This is a genomic window from Dactylosporangium sucinum, from assembly GCF_014647515.1.
GTDB lineage: Bacteria > Actinomycetota > Actinomycetes > Mycobacteriales > Micromonosporaceae > Dactylosporangium > Dactylosporangium sucinum.
On record NZ_BMPI01000006.1, the window covers coordinates 100,139 to 118,687 of the forward strand.

Below are 18,549 nucleotides of genomic sequence, written 5' to 3' on the forward strand. Positions count from 1 at the left end.
GACGACGATTTGGTCGACTCATGACTCGGTGTCCGGACCTCGGGACCCACAATCCTCACGCGGAGGCGCGATGCAAGTACCCGCCGCATTCGAATACGCGAAGGCCACGAGCGTCGATCAGACCCTTGAGCTGCTGGCACAGTGGGGGGAGGACGCGCGTGTCATCGCCGGCGGTCACAGCCTGATCCCGATGATGAAGCTGCGCCTCGCCCGCCCGACGGCGCTTATCGACATCAACGACGTCGCTGAACTTTCGTACATCCGCGTCGACGGCGCCGAGCTGCGCATCGGCGCGCTCACGCGGCACGCCGAGCTGCTCGCCTCGCCGCTGGTCGAGGAGCACTACCGGATCTTCGCCGACGCCGAGAAGGTGATCGCCGATCCGCTGGTGCGCAACCGCGGCACGGTCGGCGGCTCGCTCTGCCAGGCCGACCCGGCCGAAGACCTCTCCGCCGCGTTCGCCGCGGTGGACGCCTCGGTGGTGATCCAGGGTGCGCGGGGGTCGCGCACCGTGCCGCTGACCGAGTTTCACGTCGGGCCGTACGAGACCGTGGTCGAGCCCGGTGAGCTGCTCACCGAGATCCGGGTGCCGATCCGCCCGGGCGGCGGCTCGGCCTACCTCAAGGTCGAGCGCCGGGTCGGCGACTGGGCGGTTGCGGCCGCCGGTGCCGCCGTCTGGCTCGACGGGGGCACGATCAAGCAGGCCGGCATCGGCCTGGCGGCGGTCGGCGCCGAGCACTTCCGCGCGAGCGAGGCCGAGGCGTCGCTCGTCGGCAAGCCGGCGACCGAGGAGTCGTTCGCCGAGGCGGGCCGGATCGCCGCCGATTCCTGCAACCCGGTCGCGGACCAGCGCGGGCCGGTCGACTACAAGCGGCACCTCGCCGGCGAGCTGACCACGCGCGCGCTGCGCGCCGCGGCCGCCCGTGCGCGGGGTCAGGAGGCCTGAAACTCATGCAGATCACCGTGACGGTGAACGGGGAAAGCCACACCCGCGACGTCGAGCCCCGGCTCCTGCTCGTCCACTTCCTGCGCAACGAGCTCGGCCTCACCGGCACGCACTGGGGATGCGACACGTCCAACTGCGGCGTGTGCACCGTGACCCTGGACGGCGTGCCGGTCAAGTCGTGCACGGTGCTGGCGGTGATGGCCGACGGCAAGCAGGTCGGCACCGTCGAGGGCCTGGAGGGCCCCGCCGGCCTCGACCCCGTGCAGCAGGGCTTCGTGCAGTGCCACGGCCTCCAGTGCGGCTTCTGCACGCCGGGCATGATGATCACCGCCCGCGCCCTGCTCGACAAGAACCCCGACCCGTCGGAGTCCGAGATCCGCGAGGCCATCTCGGGTCAGCTGTGCCGCTGCACCGGCTACGAGAACATCGTGCGCTCCGTGCGGTGGGCGGCCGAGCACCCGGCCAAGGAAGGAGCGGACGCGTGACCGGTCCGGAGCGAAGCGGAGGGGCCGGTCACCAGCCGGCTCAGCTTGAACGGCATGCAACCGACGAGCGAAGCGAGGAGGGGGCATGACCGTGACCGAGAACCCGACGCCCATGGGCTTCGGGCGCATGCACCGCAAGGAGGACGCGCGGTTCGTGCGGGGCAGAGGCAACTACGTCGACGACATCCAGCTGCCCGGCATGCTGCACGGCTCGTTCCTGCGCAGCCCCTACGCACACGCGAAGATCGTCTCGATCGACACGAGCGCCGCGGAGGCCCTGCCCGGCGTCAAGGCCGTCATCACCGGCAAGGTGCTGGAGACGCTGAACCTGGCGTGGATGCCGACCCTGTCGTACGACACCCAGGCCGTCCTGGCCACCGACAAGGTCCGCTTCCAGAACCAGGAAGTCGCCTTCGTCGTCGCCGAGAACCACTACATCGCGCGGGACGCGCTCGAGCTCATCGAGGTCGAGTACGAGCCGCTGCCGGTGGTGGCGGACGCCAAGCAGGCCCTCGCCCCGGGCGCCCCGGTCATCCGGGACGACAAGGAGGGCAAGACCGACAACCACATCTTCGACTGGAGCGCCGGCGACGCGGAGAAGACCGAGCGGGTCTTCGCCGAGTCCGAGGTGGTCGTGGCCGAGGACGTGCTGTACCCGCGGGTGCACCCGTCGCCGCTGGAGACCTGCGGCGCCGTGGCCGACTTCGACAAGGTCACCGGCAAGCTGACCATCTACTCGACCACGCAGGCGCCGCACGCGCACCGCACGGTCTACGCGCTGGTCGCCGGCCTGCCGGAGCACAAGATCCGGGTCATCTCGCCGGACATCGGCGGCGGCTTCGGCGGCAAGGTCGGCATCTACCCCGGCTACGTGCTGGCGATCGTGGGCTCGATCGTCACCGGCAAGCCGGTGAAGTGGATGGAGGACCGCAACGAGCACCTCACCGCCACCGCGTTCGCCCGCGACTACCACATGCGCGGCGAGATCGCGGCGACGAAGGACGGCAAGATCCGCGCCCTGCGGGTCAAGGTGCTCGCCGACCACGGCGCCTTCAACGGCACCGCGCAGCCGACGAAGTTCCCGGCCGGCTTCTTCCACATCTTCACCGGGTCATACGACCTGGAGGCGGCGTCCTGCGACGTCACCGGCGTCTACACCAACAAGGCGCCGGGCGGCGTGGCGTACGCCTGCTCGTTCCGGATCACCGAGGCGGCGTACCTCGTCGAGCGCATGATCGACGTGCTCGCCTACGAGCTGAAGATGGACCCGGCCGAGCTGCGGCTGAAGAACCTGCTCAAGCCGGAGCAGTTCCCGTACACCACGCCCACGGGCTGGGAGTACGACTCCGGCGACTACCCGCGCGCGCTCAAGCTCGCCATGGACATGGTCGAGTACGACAAGCTCCGCGCGGAGCAGGCCGAGAAGCTCAGCCGCGGCGAGTACATGGGCATCGGCATCAGCTTCTTCACCGAGGGCGTCGGCGCCGGCCCGCGCAAGCACATGGACATCCTCGGCCTGGGCATGGCCGACGGCGCCGAGCTGCGCGTGCACCCGACCGGCAAGGCGGTGCTGCGCCTGTCGGTGCAGACCCAGGGCCAGGGCCACGAGACGACGTTCGCCCAGATCGTCGCCGAGGAGCTGGGCATCTCGCCCGACGACATCGACGTGGTCCACGGCGACACCGACCAGACCCCGTTCGGCCTCGGCACCTACGGCTCGCGCTCGACGCCGGTCTCCGGCGCCGCGACCGCGATCGTGGCCCGCAAGGTCCGCGACCGGGCCCGGATCGTCGCCTCGGCGATGCTGGAGGTCTCCCCCGACGACCTGGAGTGGGAGAAGGGGAAGTTCTTCGTCAAGGGCGACCCCGACCAGGCCAAGACGATCCAGGAGATCGCGATGGCCGCGCACTCCAGCCTGGAGCTGCCGGAGGGCGTGGAGGGCCACCTCGACGCGACGACGGTCTACAACCCGCCGAACCTGACCTACCCGTTCGGCGCGTACATCTGCGTCGTCGACGTCGACCCGGCCACCGGCCAGGTGAAGGTGCGCCGGTTCATCGCGGTCGACGACTGCGGCGTGCGGATCAACCCGATGATCGTCGAGGGCCAGGTGCACGGCGGCCTCGCCGACGGCATCGGCATGGCGCTCATGCAGCTCATGGCGTTCGACGAGGACGGCAACCACCTGGGTGCCTCCCTCATGGACTACCTGCTGCCGACGTCGCTGGAGTGCCCGTCGTGGGAGCTCGGGGAGACGGTCACGCCGTCGCCGCACCACCCGATCGGCGCCAAGGGCGTCGGCGAGTCCGCGACGGTCGGCTCGCCGGCCGCGGTGGTCAACGCCGTGCTCGACGCGCTCAAGCCGCTCGGAGTCCGGCACGCCGACATGCCGCTCACGCCGTCGAACGTCTGGCGGGCCGCCCAGGGTCGCCCGATCCGCACCGACCTCGCGATCACCGAGTAGGTCGTTGACGTCGATCCGTCTGTTGTATCAACGTACCCCGCCCGACCAAATCGCACGACGAGACGATTACCGAACGTAACACGCAGCTAAGGATTCCTGCTCATGAACCTTCTCAGCCGCGCCGACCAGCTACGGGAAGACCGCACGCCGTTCGTTCTCGCGACCGTTGTCCGCGCTGAGCGCCCGACGAGCGCCAAGGCCGGTGACCGCGCCCTGGTGCTGCCCGACGGCACGATCGAGGGGTTCGTGGGCGGGACCTGCGCCGAGTCGACCGTCCGTCTCCAGGGGCTGCGGCTCCTGGAGACGGGCGAGTCGACCCTGCTGCGCATCACCCCCGACGACGCGCCCGCCGACGAGCGGCCGGGCGCCGAGGGCCTGCTGACCGTGGCCAACCCCTGCCTGTCCGGCGGCACGCTCGAGATCTTCCTGGAGACGATGATTCCGGCGCCGCTCGTGTTCGTGTACGGCGAGGCGCCCGTCGCGCGGGCCATGGCCGACGTCGCCCGGGCGGTCGGCTGGGAGGGCTTCCGCGCGCCCGACGCCGAGGCCCCGATCCCGCTCGACGCGTCCGCCGTCGTCGTTGCCTCGCACGGCCGGGACGAGGTCGAGATCCTCGCCGCCGCCGTCAGGGCCGGCATCCCGTACATCGCGCTCGTCGCCAGCCGCAAGCGCGCCGCCGCCGTGCTGGCGGAGCTCGGCGAGACGCTGCCGCTGACCGACGCCGACATCGCCCGCATCCACGCCCCGGCCGGCCTCGACATCGGCGCCCGCACCGCGCCCGAGATCGCGCTGTCGGTGCTCGCCGAGGTCATCGCGAGCCGCCCCCGCCAGACCGCCCCTCCTCCGGCCGCGGACGAGGCGACGGTACCGCCGGCGCCGCGCCGCCTGCTGCCGCTGACCGAGCCCGTGCAGCCGCCGCGGCCGGCGGGCGTGACGATCGCCAAGGACCCCGTCTGCGACATGGACGTGGCCGTCGTGCCCGACGCGCTGCAGTACGAGCACGCCGGCACGAAGTACTACTTCTGCGGCTCCGGCTGCCGGCGCGCGTTCGCGGACAACCCGGCCCGGTATCTGTGATGGAGTCGATCGACGAACTCGTCGACAGCCTGGCCGCACAGGGGTATCTCGCCGATCCGGGGCTCGCGACCGCGCTGTTCCTGGCGGTACACCTGAAGCAGCCGATCCTGCTGGAGGGAGAGCCCGGCGTCGGCAAGACCGCCGCGGCGGCCGCGCTCGCGGGAGCCCTCGACACGCCGCTCATCCGCCTGCAGTGCTACGAGGGGCTGAGCGCGGCCGAGGCGCTGTACGAGTGGAACTACCCCCGCCAGCTGCTCGGCATCCGGCTCGCCGAGGCGCGCGGCGAGGTTCCCCGCGAGGCGGATCTGTTCACGCCCGACTACCTGCTGCGCCGCCCGCTGCTCGCGGCGATCGAGCACCCCGGCCCCCGTCCGGCGGTGCTGCTGATCGACGAGGTCGACCGGGCCGACGACGAGTTCGAGGCGTTCCTGTTCGAGCTGCTGGCCGAGGGCTCGGTGACCATCCCCGAGCTGGGCACCCGCACCGCCGTCGTCCCGCCGGTCGTGGTGCTGACCTCCAACCGCACCCGCGACCTCCACGACGCTCTCCTGCGGCGCTGCCTGTACCACTGGATCGGCTATCCGGAGGCCTCGCGCGTCGCCGCCATCATCCGGCAGCGGGTGCCCGGCGCCGACCAGCTCCTCGCCGCCCAGGTCGCCGGCACCGTGGCCCGCCTGCGCGGGCTCGACCTGGCCAAGCCGCCCGGCGTCGCCGAGGCGATCAGCTGGGCCAACGCGCTGCGCCTGCTCGGCCTGCCGCTCGACGACAAGTCGGCCGACCTGACGCTCGGCGCCGCCCTGAAGTACCGGGAGGACGAGGAGGTGGCCCGCCGGACGGGGTTGGCGGATCTCGTTGCGGGGTGACCTGGCCGCCCTGGTCGCGGGCTTCGGCGAGGCGCTGCACGACGCCGGCCTGCCGGTCGGCCCCGACCGGGGCGAGCGGTTCGCGCGCGCGGTCACGCTGCTGGGTCCCCGGTCGACGGACGAGCTGCATCGGATCGCCCGCGCGACGCTCACCTGCCGGCCGGAGCAGTTCGAGGTCCTCGACCGGGTCTTCGACGCGATCTTCCGCGGGTACGTCGACCCGGCCGAAGGGCGCGGCGACCCCAACGCGCCGGGGATGACCGGCGAGTCGACCACGCAGTCCGGCGGCGGAACCCCGAGCGTGTCCGACCGGCCCTCCACACCGGAACGCGAGGTGGAGGCCCCGGTGTCCACCGTGGGCAGCGCGGCCGAGCGGCTCGCTTCGCGCGACTTCGCCACGCTGAGCGCCGATGAGCTGGCGCGGCTCGCCGACCTCATGCGCCGGCTGGCGGTCGCCACCCCGCCGCGGCGCTCCCGGCGCTCGCGGCGAACGCCGAGCGGCCGGGCCGTCGACCTGCGGGCCACGCTGCGCCGGGCCCGAACGACGGGCGGCCATCCGCTGCGGCTGCTGCGCCGCGAGCCGCGGACGAAGCCCCGGCGGCTGGTCGTCCTGTGCGACATCTCGGGCTCCATGGAGCCCTACGCGCGGGCGATGTTGCAGCTCCTGTACTGCGCCGCCGGCACCTCCCGCGCCGAGGTGTTCACGTTCGCCACGCGGCTCACCCGGCTGACCCGGGTGCTGGCCCGCACCCGGCCGGCGGTCGCCTTGGAACGCGCCGGTCGGGCCGCGCCGGACTGGTCCGGCGGCACCCGCATCGGGGCCGCGCTCAAGCGTTTCACCGACGACTACGGGCGGCGCGGCCTGGCCCGCGGCGCCGTCGTGCTGATCGTCTCCGACGGCTGGGAGACCGGCGACCCCGCCCAGGTCGGGCGGGAGATGGCCCGGCTCGCCCGGCTGGCGCACCGCATCGTCTGGGTCAACCCCCGGACCCAGAGCCCGCGCTACCAACCGCTGGTCGGCGGGATGGCCGCCGCGTGGCCGTACTGCGACGCCGTGGTCAGCGGGCACTCGCTGGCCGCGGTCCAACCCCTCCTCGACGCTCTACAAGGGAGTACCCCTCATGCTGCTCACCAATGAGTTCGTCGTGCCCCGCCCGATCGACGAGACCTGGGCGGTCCTGACCGACATCGAACGGATCGCGCCCTGCATGCCGGGCGCCCAGCTGACCGAGGTCCGCGGCGACGAGTACCACGGCAAGGTCAAGGTCAAGGTCGGCCCGATGACGGCCGCGTTCTCCGGCACCGCCGTCTTCAAGGAGCAGGACGCGGCGGCCCACCGGGCCGTGATCGAGGCCAAGGGCCGCGACGCGAGCGGCAAGGGCCGCGCGTCGGCGCTCGTCACGGCGATGCTCGTCGACGAGGGTGCGGCCACGCGGGTCCAGGTGGAGACGGACCTGAGCATCGCCGGGCCGCTGGCGCAGATGGGGCGCAGCACGATCGGCGACATCAGCACGCGGCTGCTGACCCAGTTCGTGGAGAACCTGGAGAAGTCGATGGCCGACGCTCCGGCATCGACGTCGGTCGCCACTCCGGCATCGACCGCCACGGACGCCGTGGCACCGCCAGCCGAATCGGCCACCATCGACGCCGAGACGGTCGCCGAGGTGCTTCCCGCACCCACCGCCCCTGACGCGGCCGGCGCGACCACGGCCGCCGCCGAGCAGGCCGCCGCGGCGGCGACCGAGGCTCCGGCGGTCCGCAAGATCGAGGGCCCCGAGGCCGAGGCCGTCGACCTGACGAAGGTCGCCGGCACCGGCACCCTGATCAAGATCGCCGTCCCGGTGGTGGTCCTGATCGCCGTCGTGGTCGCCCTGGCGATCTGGCTCGCCTAACCCCTGCGTTGATCTTGCAGTTGTGGTGCCGCAACACTCCCAGAATGCCCGGGTTTGGGAGGCACCACAACTGCAAGATCGCGGGGGTCAGCCGCAGGCGCGGGGGTCAGCCGCAGGCGCGGGGGTCAGCCGCAGGCGCGGGGGTCAGCCGCAGGAGAAGTGGGCCGGAGCCGGGTTCGGGCCCCAGTCGACGCGGCCGACCAGGAGGATTGTCGTCGACTCGCCCGGGCGCAGCCGGGACTGCCACGGCGTGACCTCCACGGACGCCGCCGTCTGGCGGGCCGTGCCGTTGACGGCCAGGTCCACCTTCTGCGTGCCGGTGTACGCGAAGCGTAGCTTCCAGTCGTTCAGCGTGCGACCGCTCGTGTTGCGGATCGTCGCCTGCGCAATGAACGCGCCGCCGAAGTCGAACACCTTGCTGTACGACACCGAGCAGACCGGCGCCGGGGCCGGGCCGCCCTCGCCCTGGTCGGCCAGGAACGAGGCCACCCAGGACAGGGTCGAGTTCCAGTTGATGGTGATCTCGTTGGTCGACCACGACTCGATGTCGTCGACGTAGCAGAACTGCGGCGCGCAGCCCGCGAGCAGCTTCGCCGCCACCGGGTCCTGGATCGACGAGTTCGGGCCGCCGGCGAGCGAGCCGGAGGGCGGGTTCGGCAGCGCCGGGTTGAGCTGGTGCGCGTACATCCGCGAGTGCTGGTTCTTCGATGCCCGCTCGCCGTAGCCGGTGATGTACGACTGGTTGAGCGCGTTGCGGCCCAGCAGGTAGTCCATGCCGCCGGCCACGCCGTCGCGGAACTGCGCCGCGCCGCTGATGTCGTACGCGGTCGCGACCACCACGAGGTTGTTCAGCACCAGGTTGTTGGAGCCCCAGTCGAACTTGCCGCCGATTGGCGCGTAGGTGATGCCGTAGGGGCTGGCCTGCAGCGTGGCCAGGTACTTCTGGGCGCCGTCGACGACCGACTTGCGCACCCGGTCGCGGTCGGGCAGTCCACTGGGGACGGTGGCCAGGTCGAGCCGGCCGGCCGTCGCGGTGAACTTCCAGTCGAACGCCTCCGGCCGGAACAGGTCGGCGGTGTGCCACGGCGACGCGACGACCGCGTCCCGGTAGGCCTTCTCACCGGTACTGAGGTAGAGCTCGGCCGCCGCCCAGTAGAACTCGTCGGTCACGTCGGTGTCGTCGTACGCGCCGCCGCCGATGCCGTCGGACGCCGGGGCGTAGATCGCCGGGTTGGCCACCGCCGCCGCGTACGCGGTGCGGGCCGCGGCCAGCAGCTTCGCCGCGAACGCCTTGTCGTAGGGCTGGAACAGCCGGGCGCCCTGCGCGGCGGTCGCCGCCAGGTTGAGCGTCGCCGCCGTCGACGGCGGGTGCAGCTCGCGCGGCTGCGGGTCGGCCGCCGGGTCGAGCGGCAGGCCGGTCCAGGCCTGGTCGTGGACCTTGTGGTGGACCATGCCGGCCAGCGGCTTGCTCGCCGGGACCTGCATGCGCAGCATGAACTCCAGCTCCCAGCGCGCCTCGTCGAGCACGTCGGGCACCTTGTTGCCGTGCTCGGGGATGCGCAGCGAGCCGTCGGCGAGCTTGTCGGCGCGGCTCGCGGCCAGCTTGGTCCGCTCGAACGTGCTCATGAGCTGGTAGACCGAGATGCCGCCGTTGACGACGTACTTGCCGTGGTCGCCGGCGTCGTACCAGCCGCCGCGCACGTCGAGCCGGTAGTCGCAGACCCCCGGCTGGCAGGGCACGTCGGTGTCGCCCTGGTTGGGCGCGACGCCCACGTGGCCGGCCTTGCGGGCGTAGCCGGGCGCGATGCTGTCGAGGATCTCGATGCCGCTGCGCTGGGTGTAGTAGAACGACAGCGCGTCCACGCGGAGCTTCTCGTAGGCGGCGTTGACGCCCACGTCGAAGGGCACGCTGGTCTCGCCGTCGGCGGAGAGGGTCAGGCCGGTTCCGGCGGTGCGGTAGCCGGAGAAGTCCACCGTGTGGACGTTCTGGCCGGAGGTCGGGTCGACGCCCCGGGGGGTCGTCGCGCCGCTGGCGACCACCGTGCCGGCCGCGTTGCGCAGCTGCCAGGGCAGCGCGGTCGTCGCCTCGGTCACGACGGTGGCCTGCTTGGGGCCGTTGGTGAGGTAGCCGACCTGGTTGACCCGCACGCGGGGGCCGGTGTCGGGGACATACACGGGTGGCGGGGCACCTCCCTGGAGCGAGACGTTGTCGAGGCACAGGGTCCAGGCGGTGGCGCTGCCCCCGACCTGGAAGGCGACCTGGCCGGCGGTGGTGTCGGCGGCGGCCGTGAACGTGTAGCTGAACTCCTGCGGCTGCGCCGTCAGCGCCGGCAGGGCCGACAGCTCCTGCGTGTAGGGCGGGTCGGCGAGCTGGACGTTAGCCCGCACCGTCACCGGAACCGTGGCACTGGCCTCGAATGCGAGCCGGTAGGACTCGCCTGCCTGCAGGTTGATGCCGTTCTGCCCGATGATGGCGTCCCACGGGTTGGTGGTGCCGGCCGGGATCGTGGCGCACAGGCGCCCGTTCACGACGCTCGCCGGCGCGTTGCCGGTCCACCACCACGGATCGGTGCCGCTGTCGAAGGTTCCGTTGACGATCTGTTCTGCCGGATCGGCGTATGCGGCGGAGGCGGTCAACGGAACGACCAGTATCACCGCCGCGCTAGCGAATAACAGAGAACGCTGCACAGACACCCCTTGTGGCGGAAGGGAATTGGGAGCGCTCCCACTGTGTCGCAGCACACACTGCGTGTCAACTACCGCTTCAAGATCGGCACGAGGTACCAGATCGCGACAAAGGCGACGGCGAGTGCGATCGCGGCGGCGATCGCCCACGACATTCCCACCACGACCTCGAAGATCAGGAACACCGCGCCGACGATCGACAGCCAGAGAAACACCAGGCCAACCCCGGCCAGGTTGCTGGAGACGCCGACGAGCTCCTTCTTCCGCCCGCGCCGGAAGAGGATGCGGTGGTGGCTCACGGGGGCGATGAGACAGACCGTGGCGGCGACGGTGCACAGCAGCGTGGCGATGTACGTTGCACGCTGGGCGTCGGTGATCGTGACGAACCGCTGGTTGAACGGCAGGATCAGCAGGAACGCGAACAGGAACTGCACGCCGGTCTGCGCGACCCGCAGCTCCTGGAGCAGCTCGGCCCAGTTGCGGTCGAAGCGCTCGTCAGGGGTCTCGTCGCGATCGGCCGGGCGGGTGTGGGGTGTCTCGTCGCGATCGGCCATGCGGGTGCAAATACCCAGCGGACCAACCGATCGAACCTGACGATCGGCCGAGTCCCGGCATGTCGGGGCTGCGGAGCGTTGCGTGCCGGGCTTATGGTCGCGGGCGTGAGTGCGCCCTTCGATGAACTGACCGCCGGCCGCCGAGCCTGGATCGCCCGGGCCGGTCTCACCGAGCTCGCCACCACGGTCGGCCGCCCGGGCCACGCGGCGGTGGCCGCCCGCCCCGACCTGCTCGCGAGCCTGGACCAGCACGCGGCGGCCATCCGCGAGTCTCTGGGCGGGACGCTGCTCGACCCGGTGGCGCTGGCGGGCTACGCGGCGGCCATCCGCGACGCGGCCCGCGAGGCCGGCGACTCCCTCGACGACTGGTCGGCCCCGACGTGGCCGATGCTCCGCCTGCTGGCCGTCTGCACGCTGACCCACTGCTGACCCACTCCGGTTGCCGCGCCCCCCGCCCTCGCGGTCGGGGGCGCACCGGGTTGGCGCGCCCCCGGCCTCGCGGTCGGGGGCGGACCCGGTTGGCCGCGCCCCCGGCCTCGCGGTCAGGGGCGCGGCCGGTGTCAGTGCAGGAAGCGCTTGTCGGCGTGCAGGGAGTCCGTCAGCCGGATGGTGATGAACTCGTTGTTGTCCGGCTGGCCCGGGGTGCGGCCGTTGGAGAACGGGAAGTTGTTGTCGTTCACCACGCCCAGCGTGCGGTCGTCGAGGATCACGACGTCCTCGATGGTCTGGAACGGGAAGGTGAAGACGTTCGAGGCGCCGCCCAGGTGGCGCGGGTCGGCCAGGTTCATCAGGTCGGCGACCAGCGTCTTGTCCATCTTGCCGTCGCGGTTGCGGTCGCGCTTGTCGGCGAGGTAGATCCGCTTGAAGACGGCCGTGGCGCCCTGGCCGTTGTCGCGCTCGATGACCAGGAACCGGTCCTCGTCGACGGCGATCGCGTCGCCGATGGCGTAGCCCGGGTCCTCGAGCTGGTAGACGTAGCGCTTGCCGGTGTACTGCTGCCGCACCGTGTCGAACTCGTTGAACCGCAGCGCGCCGGCCGGGTCACCGGCGACGACGCCCTCCAGCAGGGCGTAGAGCTTGCGACCGTCGGGCGACTGGGCCAGGCCCTCGAAGCCCTTGCTGCTGTTGAGGTTCGGGTTGCCGAGCGGGTTCTCCGGCGCGCGCACGTCCGGCAGCGGGATCGGCGCCTGGAGCAGCCGGCCGGCCCGGTCGAAGTGCAGCAGGTACGGGCCGAACTCGTCACCGATCCAGTACGAGCCGTCCGTGGCCCGCTGGATCGACTCGACGTCGAAGTCCGAGCCGGTCAGCACGCGGTCGGCGCGGGTCAGCGGGAACGGCACGAAGCTGTTCGGGTCGGTCAGGTTGATGCCGCCGACCACGTCGACGGTCTTCTTGCCGTAGTCGGGAGCGACACGGTGGATGCGCAGCACGAAGTCGGCGCTGTTGGCCTTGTTGCCGTAGCCGTTGTCCGACAGCACCTCGAACGTGCCGTCGCCGTTGCGGACGATGCCGCTGAAGCCCTGGATCGGCTGGTCGTCGAACGGCGGGGTCACCCCGTTCGACGGGGTGCCGCCAAGCAGCGACCCGGACGGGTCGCTCGCGGACACGAAGGTGCGGGCCGGCAGCGCGGCCCAGCCGGTCAGCGTGGCCTGGCCGAAGGTGCCGTGCGCCGAGGCGCTCGGCGCGGCGATGGCGAGCGTCAGGACGCCGAGGCCGACGCCGACGCCGATCCGTCGAAGATTTTCCATGGTCGGCGACGCTATGGGCACGGCGTGAACCTGGCCTGAATGTCATCTGGCGAGCGCCGGGACGACGCTCGCCAGATTCGCGAAGAAAGGGATCAGACGCGGCCGAAGTCCTGCGTCCAGTACGGGGTGCCGTCGGCCTTGTAGGCCACGCCGACGCCGACCGCCACGCTGGAGCAGTTCAGGATGTTGGCCCGGTGGCCGGGGCTGTTGATCCAGGCGTTGACGACGTCCTGCGGGGTACGGTAGCCCCAGGCGATGTTCTCGGCCGAGGCGCCCTTGGTGTAGCCGGCGCGGACCTCGCGCTGCACGAACGAGCTGCCGTCGGAGCCGGTGTGCGAGAAGAAGTTCTTGCTCACCATGTCGGTGCTGTGTGCCCGCGCGGCGGCGACCAGCCTGGTGTCGATGCGCAGCGCGCCACAACCGTGTGCCGTGCGGTAGTTGTTGGTGAGGGTGACGACCTGCGTCTCGAGGGTGGCGGGGTCGGCCGTTGTCGTCGTCTTCTTCTTCGGCTTCGGCTTGACCGTCGCGACGTGCGACTTGGTGGTCGGGGCGGCCGAGGCGGCGGCCGCGGTGGAGAGCGTGAGGCCGAGCGGGGCGACGAGCAGGGCGGCGGCGATGGTGGCGCGGCGGGCGAACCGGGTCACGGTGAGGAAGCCTTCCGTCGGGGTCGTGGACGCACCTGACATCGCCGGGATCACCGCGCTCGTGAGCGGCCGAACCGGGCCGCAACGCTCGGCAACCGATCCGATACCCCCGTGCGGCACCCACCCCGTGCGGACGAATCCCTAGTGGACGGCCCGGCAAAGTTCCGTCAAAGGTTGGAGGGCGGGGTGGCCGGGCATTTCTACCGTTGAGGTACACGTCGATGAAGGAGCTCGTGATGTCCAGTCTCGTCAGGCCCCGTGACAACCGTTGGATCGCCGGCGTCTGTTCGGGTCTCGCCCGCCGCTTCGGCATTTCCCCCGGCATGATGCGGCTGATCTTCGTGATCTCGTGCCTGCTCCCGGGCCCGCAGTTCGTGATCTACATCGTGCTGTGGGTGCTCATGCCGGACGAGTCGAAGGCGCACAGCTACCGCTGAGTTGCTTCCCCGGTGATCCGGGGTGCGGCCCGGTCACCGGGGTAACCCGGCGGGTGGCCCGGTCGAAGTCCCTGGCATGTTCAAGGACCTCGCCGAAGCCACCCGCCACTGCGCCGCGCGGGCCACCCTCAACGGCCTCATGACCTGGTTGGGCGAGGCCGGCCTGCGGGCCGCCGCCGAGTCGGCCGGGCTGCGGGCCGCCGTCGACCAGCACGCGGCCGCGATTCGCGACGCGCTCGGCGACCCGGAGCGCGGGCCGGGCGTGGTCGCCCTGGCCGGCTACGCGACCGGCGTGCGCGACGCGCTGATCGAGGCCGAGTGGCAGCTGCCGCCGACCGGCGAGCTCGACTGGTCGAGGGCGGAGTGGCCGACGCTGCGCCTCATCGCGATCTGCTCGCTGGCTCGGGACTGCGGTCACCTCTGAACGTCAGCAGGAGGGCGGCCGCCGCGCCGAGCAGGCACAGGACCGCGGTGATGAGGAAGATCTCGCGGTACTCCGTGCGCAGCGCATCCTGCAGGGCCGCCTTGTAGGCGTCCATCAGGCGGCGCTGCTCGTCGGCGGGCTGCCCGAACACCAGCGGGAACTGCAAGTTCGCGGTCAGCTCGTGGAAGCGGTGCAGGCCCCACGAGGTCAGCGCGGCGACCCCGACGAGCATGCCCATCATGCGGGCGACGACGACCGACGACGACGCCACGCCGTGCTCCGCGGGCGGGGTGGCGCGCAGCACGACGCCGGAGAGCGGGGCGATGACGAGGCCCAGGCCGAAGCCGGCGATCACCAGGTACAGCTGGAGCGATGGCGATTCGAGGGCGCCCGCGATGAGGAAATAGCCGGCCGAGGCGACCAGCAGGCCGGCGACCGTCACCCACCGCTCGCCGATCCGCCCGGCCAGCCAGCCGCCGAGCACCGCGCCGACCGGCAGCGCGACCAGGAAGCGGGTCAGCACCAGCGTCGCGTCGATCCCCTGCTTGCCCAGCAGCGTCTGGGCGACCAGCTCGACGTCGACGAGCGTCACCATGAGCGCGGCGCCCGCGCAGAAGCTCGCGGCGAGCGCGCCGAGGAACGGCCGTTTCGCCACGCCGCTCAGGTCGATCAGCCGGTGTTCGGCGCGCAGCTCCCACAGCACGAACAGCGCGGCCACGACCAGCGCGCCGAGCAGCGCCCAGAGCCCCCACGGCGGCAGCACCGACGTCTCCGGATCCGGGTTGTAGAGCCCGACCACGGCCGCGCCGAGGGCCAGCGCGAGGAGCGTTCCTCCGACGAGATCCGTTTTCCCCCGGTGTACCGCGGGTGCCTGCCTCGGCAGCGCCACCCACACGAGCACGATCGCGACGGCGACCAGCGGCAGGTTCAGCCAGAAGATGCCCCGCCAGCCGCCGAGCAGGGCCGCGACGCCGACACCGTAGAGCGGCCCGAGCACGCTGCCGAGCTCCTGCGCCGCGCCGACCGCGCCGAGCACGGTGGCCCGGCGCCGCTCGGCCCACAGGTCACCGGCGAGCGCGAGGGTCACCGGCAGCAGGGCGCCGCCCGCGAGCCCCTGGATCGTCCGGCCGGTCGTGAGCAGCCAGACCGAGTCGCCCGACGCCGCCGTGAGCACCGACCCGGCCGCGAACCCGGCCAGGCAGCCGACCAGCACCGGCCGCCGCCCGAACCGGTCGGAGAGCGAGCCGAGCAGCGGCATGCCGGCGATGTACCCGAGCAGGAACCCGGTGACGACCGGCGTGACGCGCTCGAGCCGGTTGGCCGGGATGTGCAGGGAGTCGAGGATGTCGGTGAGCACACCCACGACGACGTACGCGTCCAGCGCCGCGAGCAGCACCGTCGCGCCGCCGACCCCGATGGCGAGGCGCCGCTTGACGAACGGGGCCGGCTCGGTTGCGGCCGCGGCCGTGTCACTGCTGTGGAGCACTGATGTTCACGGTCGCGTCGAACTCCTTGAACGTCACGGTGACCGTGCCGCCCTTCGCGTCGCCGACCGACGGCAGCTCGAACGTGGCCTTGAGGACCCGCTTGCCGTCCTTGGCGATCCACAGCTTGCCGGGGACGCTGCCGGTCACGCCGGGCACGATGTTGGAGAGGAACTCGGCCGGGAACTTGGCCGACACGCGGAGGGTCTCCTGCCCCTCGACCGACTCGGTGGCCTCGGTCTTGCCGTCGGTCGCGGTGGCGACGACCTTGGCGATGCCCTTGTCGGGGTTGAGGATGGCCGACGGGTCGTACACGGTCGCGGCGAGCGCGAGCGGCAGCTGCTGGTAGGGCCCGGTCGGCCCCTTGAGCCACACCGTCTGCCCGACGATCGTGAAGGCGAGCTCGGCGGTGGTGCCCATCTGCTCCACCTGCGCCGTGCCCTGCGCGCTGCCCTCCTTGGTCAGCACGCCTTCGGCCCGCTTGAGCGCGACGCCGGCGATCGTGCCGTCGGCGGTGATGAGGAACTTGGCCGACTTGATGCCCGCCATGGCCGTCGAGGCCTCTTGCAGCAGCCCGGCGGCGGCCGGCAGGTTGGGGTCGGCCTGGCCTTCCTTGTCGTCCTTCTTGCTGGAGCATCCGGCGAGGGCGACGACCAGCACCGCGAGGGCGGCGAGCAGGGCGGCACCGGGGCGGGTCTGGGAGCGGGACATACCGGCATGCTAGACGCCCGGCGGAAACCCCGCCTGAGCCGACGCTGAGCGGCGGGGGTCAGCGCGGGTTCAGCGGCCGGCCAGCAGCTCGGCCACCGCGCGGCCGGACGCGGCCGTGGCGCCGAACGTGGCGATGTGGATGTCGCCGCGCGGGTCGGCCGGGACGCCCATCTCGACCACCACCGCGTCGGGGCGCACCGCCAGGGAGGCGCGCAGGGCGTCGGCCATCCAGGGGTACCGATGCGGATCCCGGACGACGAGCACCAGCGGCCGGCCGAGGGACGCCTCCAGCGCCGACGGCAGGGGCTCCTCCGACGACAGGCGGACGCCGGCGGTCTCCGGCAGCAGCTCGGCCAGCGGCGCGATCAGGCCCCACGGGGTCTCCGGCGCGATGGCGAAGTTGAGCTGGGGCTGGAACTCGATCACGTACGGGTTCGGGGCGACCGGGAACGCCGCGTCGGGGGCGGTGATGCGCAGCGCACGGCGGGCCGCGGACAGGCCCAGCTCGGCCGCGCGCGGGTCGGGCGCGACCTTCGGGGCGGCGGCCGACCAGGCGGCCAGGCGGGCCACCCGCGCGGCCGCGTCGGCCAGGCGCTCCTCGGGCAGGTCGCCCGAGCGCACGGCGGCGACGATCGCGTCGCGCAGCATCGTCGCCGTCGCCTCGTCGGCGTGGTCGCCGCCGACGCAGATGGCGTCGGCGCCCGCGGCCAGGGCCAGGACGGTCGCCCGGGCCAGGCCGAAGCGGTCGGAGATCGCGCGCATCTCGATGCCGTCGGTGACGATCAGGCCGTCGAAGCCCAGCTCGCCGCGCAGCAGGTCGGTCATGACGCGCCGGCTCAGGGTGGCCGGCAGGTCGGCGTCGATCGCCGGCACGCGCAGATGGGCGCTCATCACCGCCAGCACGCCGGCGTCGATCGCGGCGCGGAACGGCACCAGCTCGGTGGCCTCCAGGTCGGAGCGGCTGGCCTTGATGATCGGCACGTCCAGGTGCGAGTCGACGCTGGTGTTGCCGTGGCCCGGGAAGTGCTTGGCGCAGGCGGCCACGCCGGCCTCCTGCAGGCCGATGATCCAGGCCGCGGTGTGCCGGGCGACCCGATCCGGCTCGGCGCCGAACGCGCGCGAGCCGATCACCGGGTTGTTCGGGTCCGAATTGACGTCGGCGTCGGGCGCGTAGTCGAACGTGATGCCCACCGACGCCAGGTCGCGGCCGATGTGGCCGGCGACCTCGCGGGTCAGCGCCGGGTCGTCGATCGCGCCGAGGGCGAGGTTGCCCGGCCAGGGGCTGCCGATGTGCGCGTCGACCCGGGTGACGTCGCCGGCCTCCTCGTCGATCGCGACGATCACATCGGGCTTCTCCGCCCGCAGCGCCGCCGTCAGCTCGGCGACCTGGTCGCGGTCGACGACGTTGCGGGCGAAGAGAGCAACGCCGCCCAGCCCTTCGGCGAGGCGGCGACGCAGCCACGGTGGTGGCTCCTTGCCCATGAATCCCGGCTGGAGCACGGCATCCGCCATGCCGGCCAGATCGGCCCCCGTACTTGCATCCATGCGTGAACCACCCTTCGCACCTGGCGAGAATGGTCACATCACAGCTCAGTAATAGTCAAGAAACCTTCCAGTAGTCAGGACCCCCGCCGCGGGCCCGTCTCGCGCGACTGCGCAGGTCAGCCGTGCGGCCGGATGGTCCACACGACGGTCATCACCGTGGTCACGGCGCCGTCGGCGCGGGTGATCTCGATCGCCACGGGAAACTCCGGGCGCTCGCCGGCGGCGAGTTCGGCGAGCACCTCGTCCACGCCGCGGCCGAGCGTGGCGGTGGCGGTGACCGGGCCCCGGGCGAGCTTGTGATATGCGATGTCGGCACGCACGGCGAGCGGCGTGCCGAGCGACAGGTGCTGGCCGAACGCGGCCATCACGACGGCCCCGGAGGCGGTCTCGCCGAGGGCGAACAGCGCGCCGGCGTGCGGGCCGGCGACGTGGTTGTGCAGGCGTTCCTCGTCCGGCAGGGTGGCGACCGCCCGCACACCGCCGGCATCGAGCGTCACGTTCGTGATCTCGATGCCGACGGTTCGCGCGAACGGCACCGCCGAAATCAGTCCGGCGGCGAGCGCCGTGGCGTCAACGGTCATGCCGGCATG

At 72.1% G+C, this 18,549-nt stretch carries 18 protein-coding genes; 10 read left to right on the forward strand and 8 right to left on the reverse strand.

The genetic code is table 11. The annotated features are described in order from the left end of the window. Window positions 1-70: 70 nt before the first annotated feature. From IEZ31_RS07635 to IEZ31_RS07665, 7 genes are all read left to right on the forward strand, one after another. Complete coding sequence (locus IEZ31_RS07635; protein ID WP_190249048.1) at window positions 71-946, forward strand: FAD binding domain-containing protein; 876 nt, start codon at window positions 71-73, stop codon at window positions 944-946. 5 nt (window positions 947-951) lie between these two features. Beyond that, window positions 952-1,431, forward strand: coding sequence for a (2Fe-2S)-binding protein (locus tag IEZ31_RS07640; protein WP_190249049.1), 480 nt, complete (start codon window positions 952-954; stop codon window positions 1,429-1,431). Window positions 1,432-1,516: 85 nt separating this feature from the next. Next, the gene (locus IEZ31_RS07645) at window positions 1,517-3,895 is read left to right on the forward strand and encodes an aerobic carbon-monoxide dehydrogenase large subunit (RefSeq protein WP_190249050.1); all 2,379 of its coding nucleotides are present in this window, start codon (window positions 1,517-1,519) and stop codon (window positions 3,893-3,895) included. Window positions 3,896-3,997: 102 nt separating this feature from the next. Next, entirely contained in the window at window positions 3,998-4,972 is a 975-nt protein-coding gene (locus IEZ31_RS07650; protein WP_190249051.1) for an XdhC family protein, read from the forward strand. Next, the gene (locus tag IEZ31_RS07655; RefSeq protein WP_190249052.1) at window positions 4,972-5,835 is read left to right on the forward strand and encodes an AAA family ATPase; all 864 of its coding nucleotides are present in this window, start codon (window positions 4,972-4,974) and stop codon (window positions 5,833-5,835) included. Before IEZ31_RS07650 ends, IEZ31_RS07655 begins: the two co-directional genes overlap by 1 nt. After that, window positions 5,825-6,973: a vWA domain-containing protein gene (locus IEZ31_RS07660; RefSeq protein WP_229834430.1), complete on the forward strand. Its 1,149-nt coding sequence runs from the start codon at window positions 5,825-5,827 to the stop codon at window positions 6,971-6,973. Before IEZ31_RS07655 ends, IEZ31_RS07660 begins: the two co-directional genes overlap by 11 nt. Next, window positions 6,957-7,727 (forward strand): SRPBCC family protein, encoded by a 771-nt coding sequence (locus IEZ31_RS07665; RefSeq protein ID WP_190249053.1) that lies wholly within the window; start codon window positions 6,957-6,959, stop codon window positions 7,725-7,727. The genes IEZ31_RS07660 and IEZ31_RS07665 overlap by 17 nt, the downstream gene beginning before the upstream one ends. A gap of 144 nt (window positions 7,728-7,871) precedes the next feature. Here the strand turns inward: IEZ31_RS07665 and IEZ31_RS07670 are convergent, their stop codons facing one another. Both IEZ31_RS07670 and IEZ31_RS07675 read right to left on the reverse strand, forming a co-directional pair. After that, window positions 7,872-10,466, reverse strand: coding sequence for a glycoside hydrolase family 9 protein (locus IEZ31_RS07670; protein WP_373294535.1), 2,595 nt, complete (start codon window positions 10,464-10,466; stop codon window positions 7,872-7,874). A 17-nt stretch (window positions 10,467-10,483) separates the two neighbouring features. After that, window positions 10,484-10,966 carry a DUF6328 family protein gene (locus IEZ31_RS07675; RefSeq protein ID WP_190249055.1) on the reverse strand — a complete coding sequence of 161 codons (483 nt, stop codon included), beginning with the start codon at window positions 10,964-10,966 and terminating at the stop codon, window positions 10,484-10,486. Between the two features lie 105 nt (window positions 10,967-11,071). Between IEZ31_RS07675 and IEZ31_RS07680 the strand changes: the two genes are divergently transcribed. After that, a complete protein-coding gene (locus IEZ31_RS07680; protein WP_229834432.1) occupies window positions 11,072-11,395 on the forward strand; it encodes a DUF6401 family natural product biosynthesis protein in 324 nt (107 codons plus the stop codon). A 131-nt stretch (window positions 11,396-11,526) separates the two neighbouring features. On the opposite strand, the gene IEZ31_RS07685 is transcribed toward IEZ31_RS07680, so the two are convergent. Next, on the reverse strand, window positions 11,527-12,714 hold the full coding sequence (locus IEZ31_RS07685; protein ID WP_190249056.1) for an esterase-like activity of phytase family protein: 1,188 nt from the start codon (window positions 12,712-12,714) through the stop codon (window positions 11,527-11,529). Window positions 12,715-12,806: 92 nt separating this feature from the next. After that, the gene (locus IEZ31_RS07690) at window positions 12,807-13,400 is read right to left on the reverse strand and encodes a CAP domain-containing protein (RefSeq protein WP_190249057.1); all 594 of its coding nucleotides are present in this window, start codon (window positions 13,398-13,400) and stop codon (window positions 12,807-12,809) included. 194 nt (window positions 13,401-13,594) lie between these two features. On the opposite strand from IEZ31_RS07690, the gene IEZ31_RS07695 reads away from it, so the two are divergent. After that, window positions 13,595-13,795 (forward strand): PspC domain-containing protein, encoded by a 201-nt coding sequence (locus IEZ31_RS07695; protein ID WP_190249058.1) that lies wholly within the window; start codon window positions 13,595-13,597, stop codon window positions 13,793-13,795. Window positions 13,796-13,871: 76 nt separating this feature from the next. Beyond that, window positions 13,872-14,219, forward strand: a complete 348-nt coding sequence (locus IEZ31_RS07700; RefSeq protein WP_190249059.1) for a DUF6401 family natural product biosynthesis protein — start codon at window positions 13,872-13,874, stop codon at window positions 14,217-14,219. Here IEZ31_RS07700 and IEZ31_RS07705 read toward each other — a convergent pair. The 4 genes from IEZ31_RS07705 to IEZ31_RS07720 form a co-directional block, all read right to left on the reverse strand. Next, window positions 14,176-15,705 carry an MFS transporter gene (locus tag IEZ31_RS07705; protein WP_190249060.1) on the reverse strand — a complete coding sequence of 510 codons (1,530 nt, stop codon included), beginning with the start codon at window positions 15,703-15,705 and terminating at the stop codon, window positions 14,176-14,178. The two genes, IEZ31_RS07700 and IEZ31_RS07705, sit on opposite strands and share 44 nt — an antisense overlap. After that, on the reverse strand, window positions 15,689-16,414 hold the full coding sequence (locus tag IEZ31_RS07710) for an LppX_LprAFG lipoprotein (protein ID WP_190249061.1): 726 nt from the start codon (window positions 16,412-16,414) through the stop codon (window positions 15,689-15,691). The genes IEZ31_RS07705 and IEZ31_RS07710 overlap by 17 nt, the downstream gene beginning before the upstream one ends. A 69-nt stretch (window positions 16,415-16,483) precedes the next feature. Then, complete coding sequence (locus tag IEZ31_RS07715) at window positions 16,484-17,959, reverse strand: glycoside hydrolase family 3 protein (protein ID WP_190249062.1); 1,476 nt, start codon at window positions 17,957-17,959, stop codon at window positions 16,484-16,486. A gap of 116 nt (window positions 17,960-18,075) precedes the next feature. After that, a complete protein-coding gene (locus tag IEZ31_RS07720) occupies window positions 18,076-18,540 on the reverse strand; it encodes a DUF4442 domain-containing protein (protein WP_190249063.1) in 465 nt (154 codons plus the stop codon). Between the last annotated feature and the right edge of the window lie 9 nt (window positions 18,541-18,549).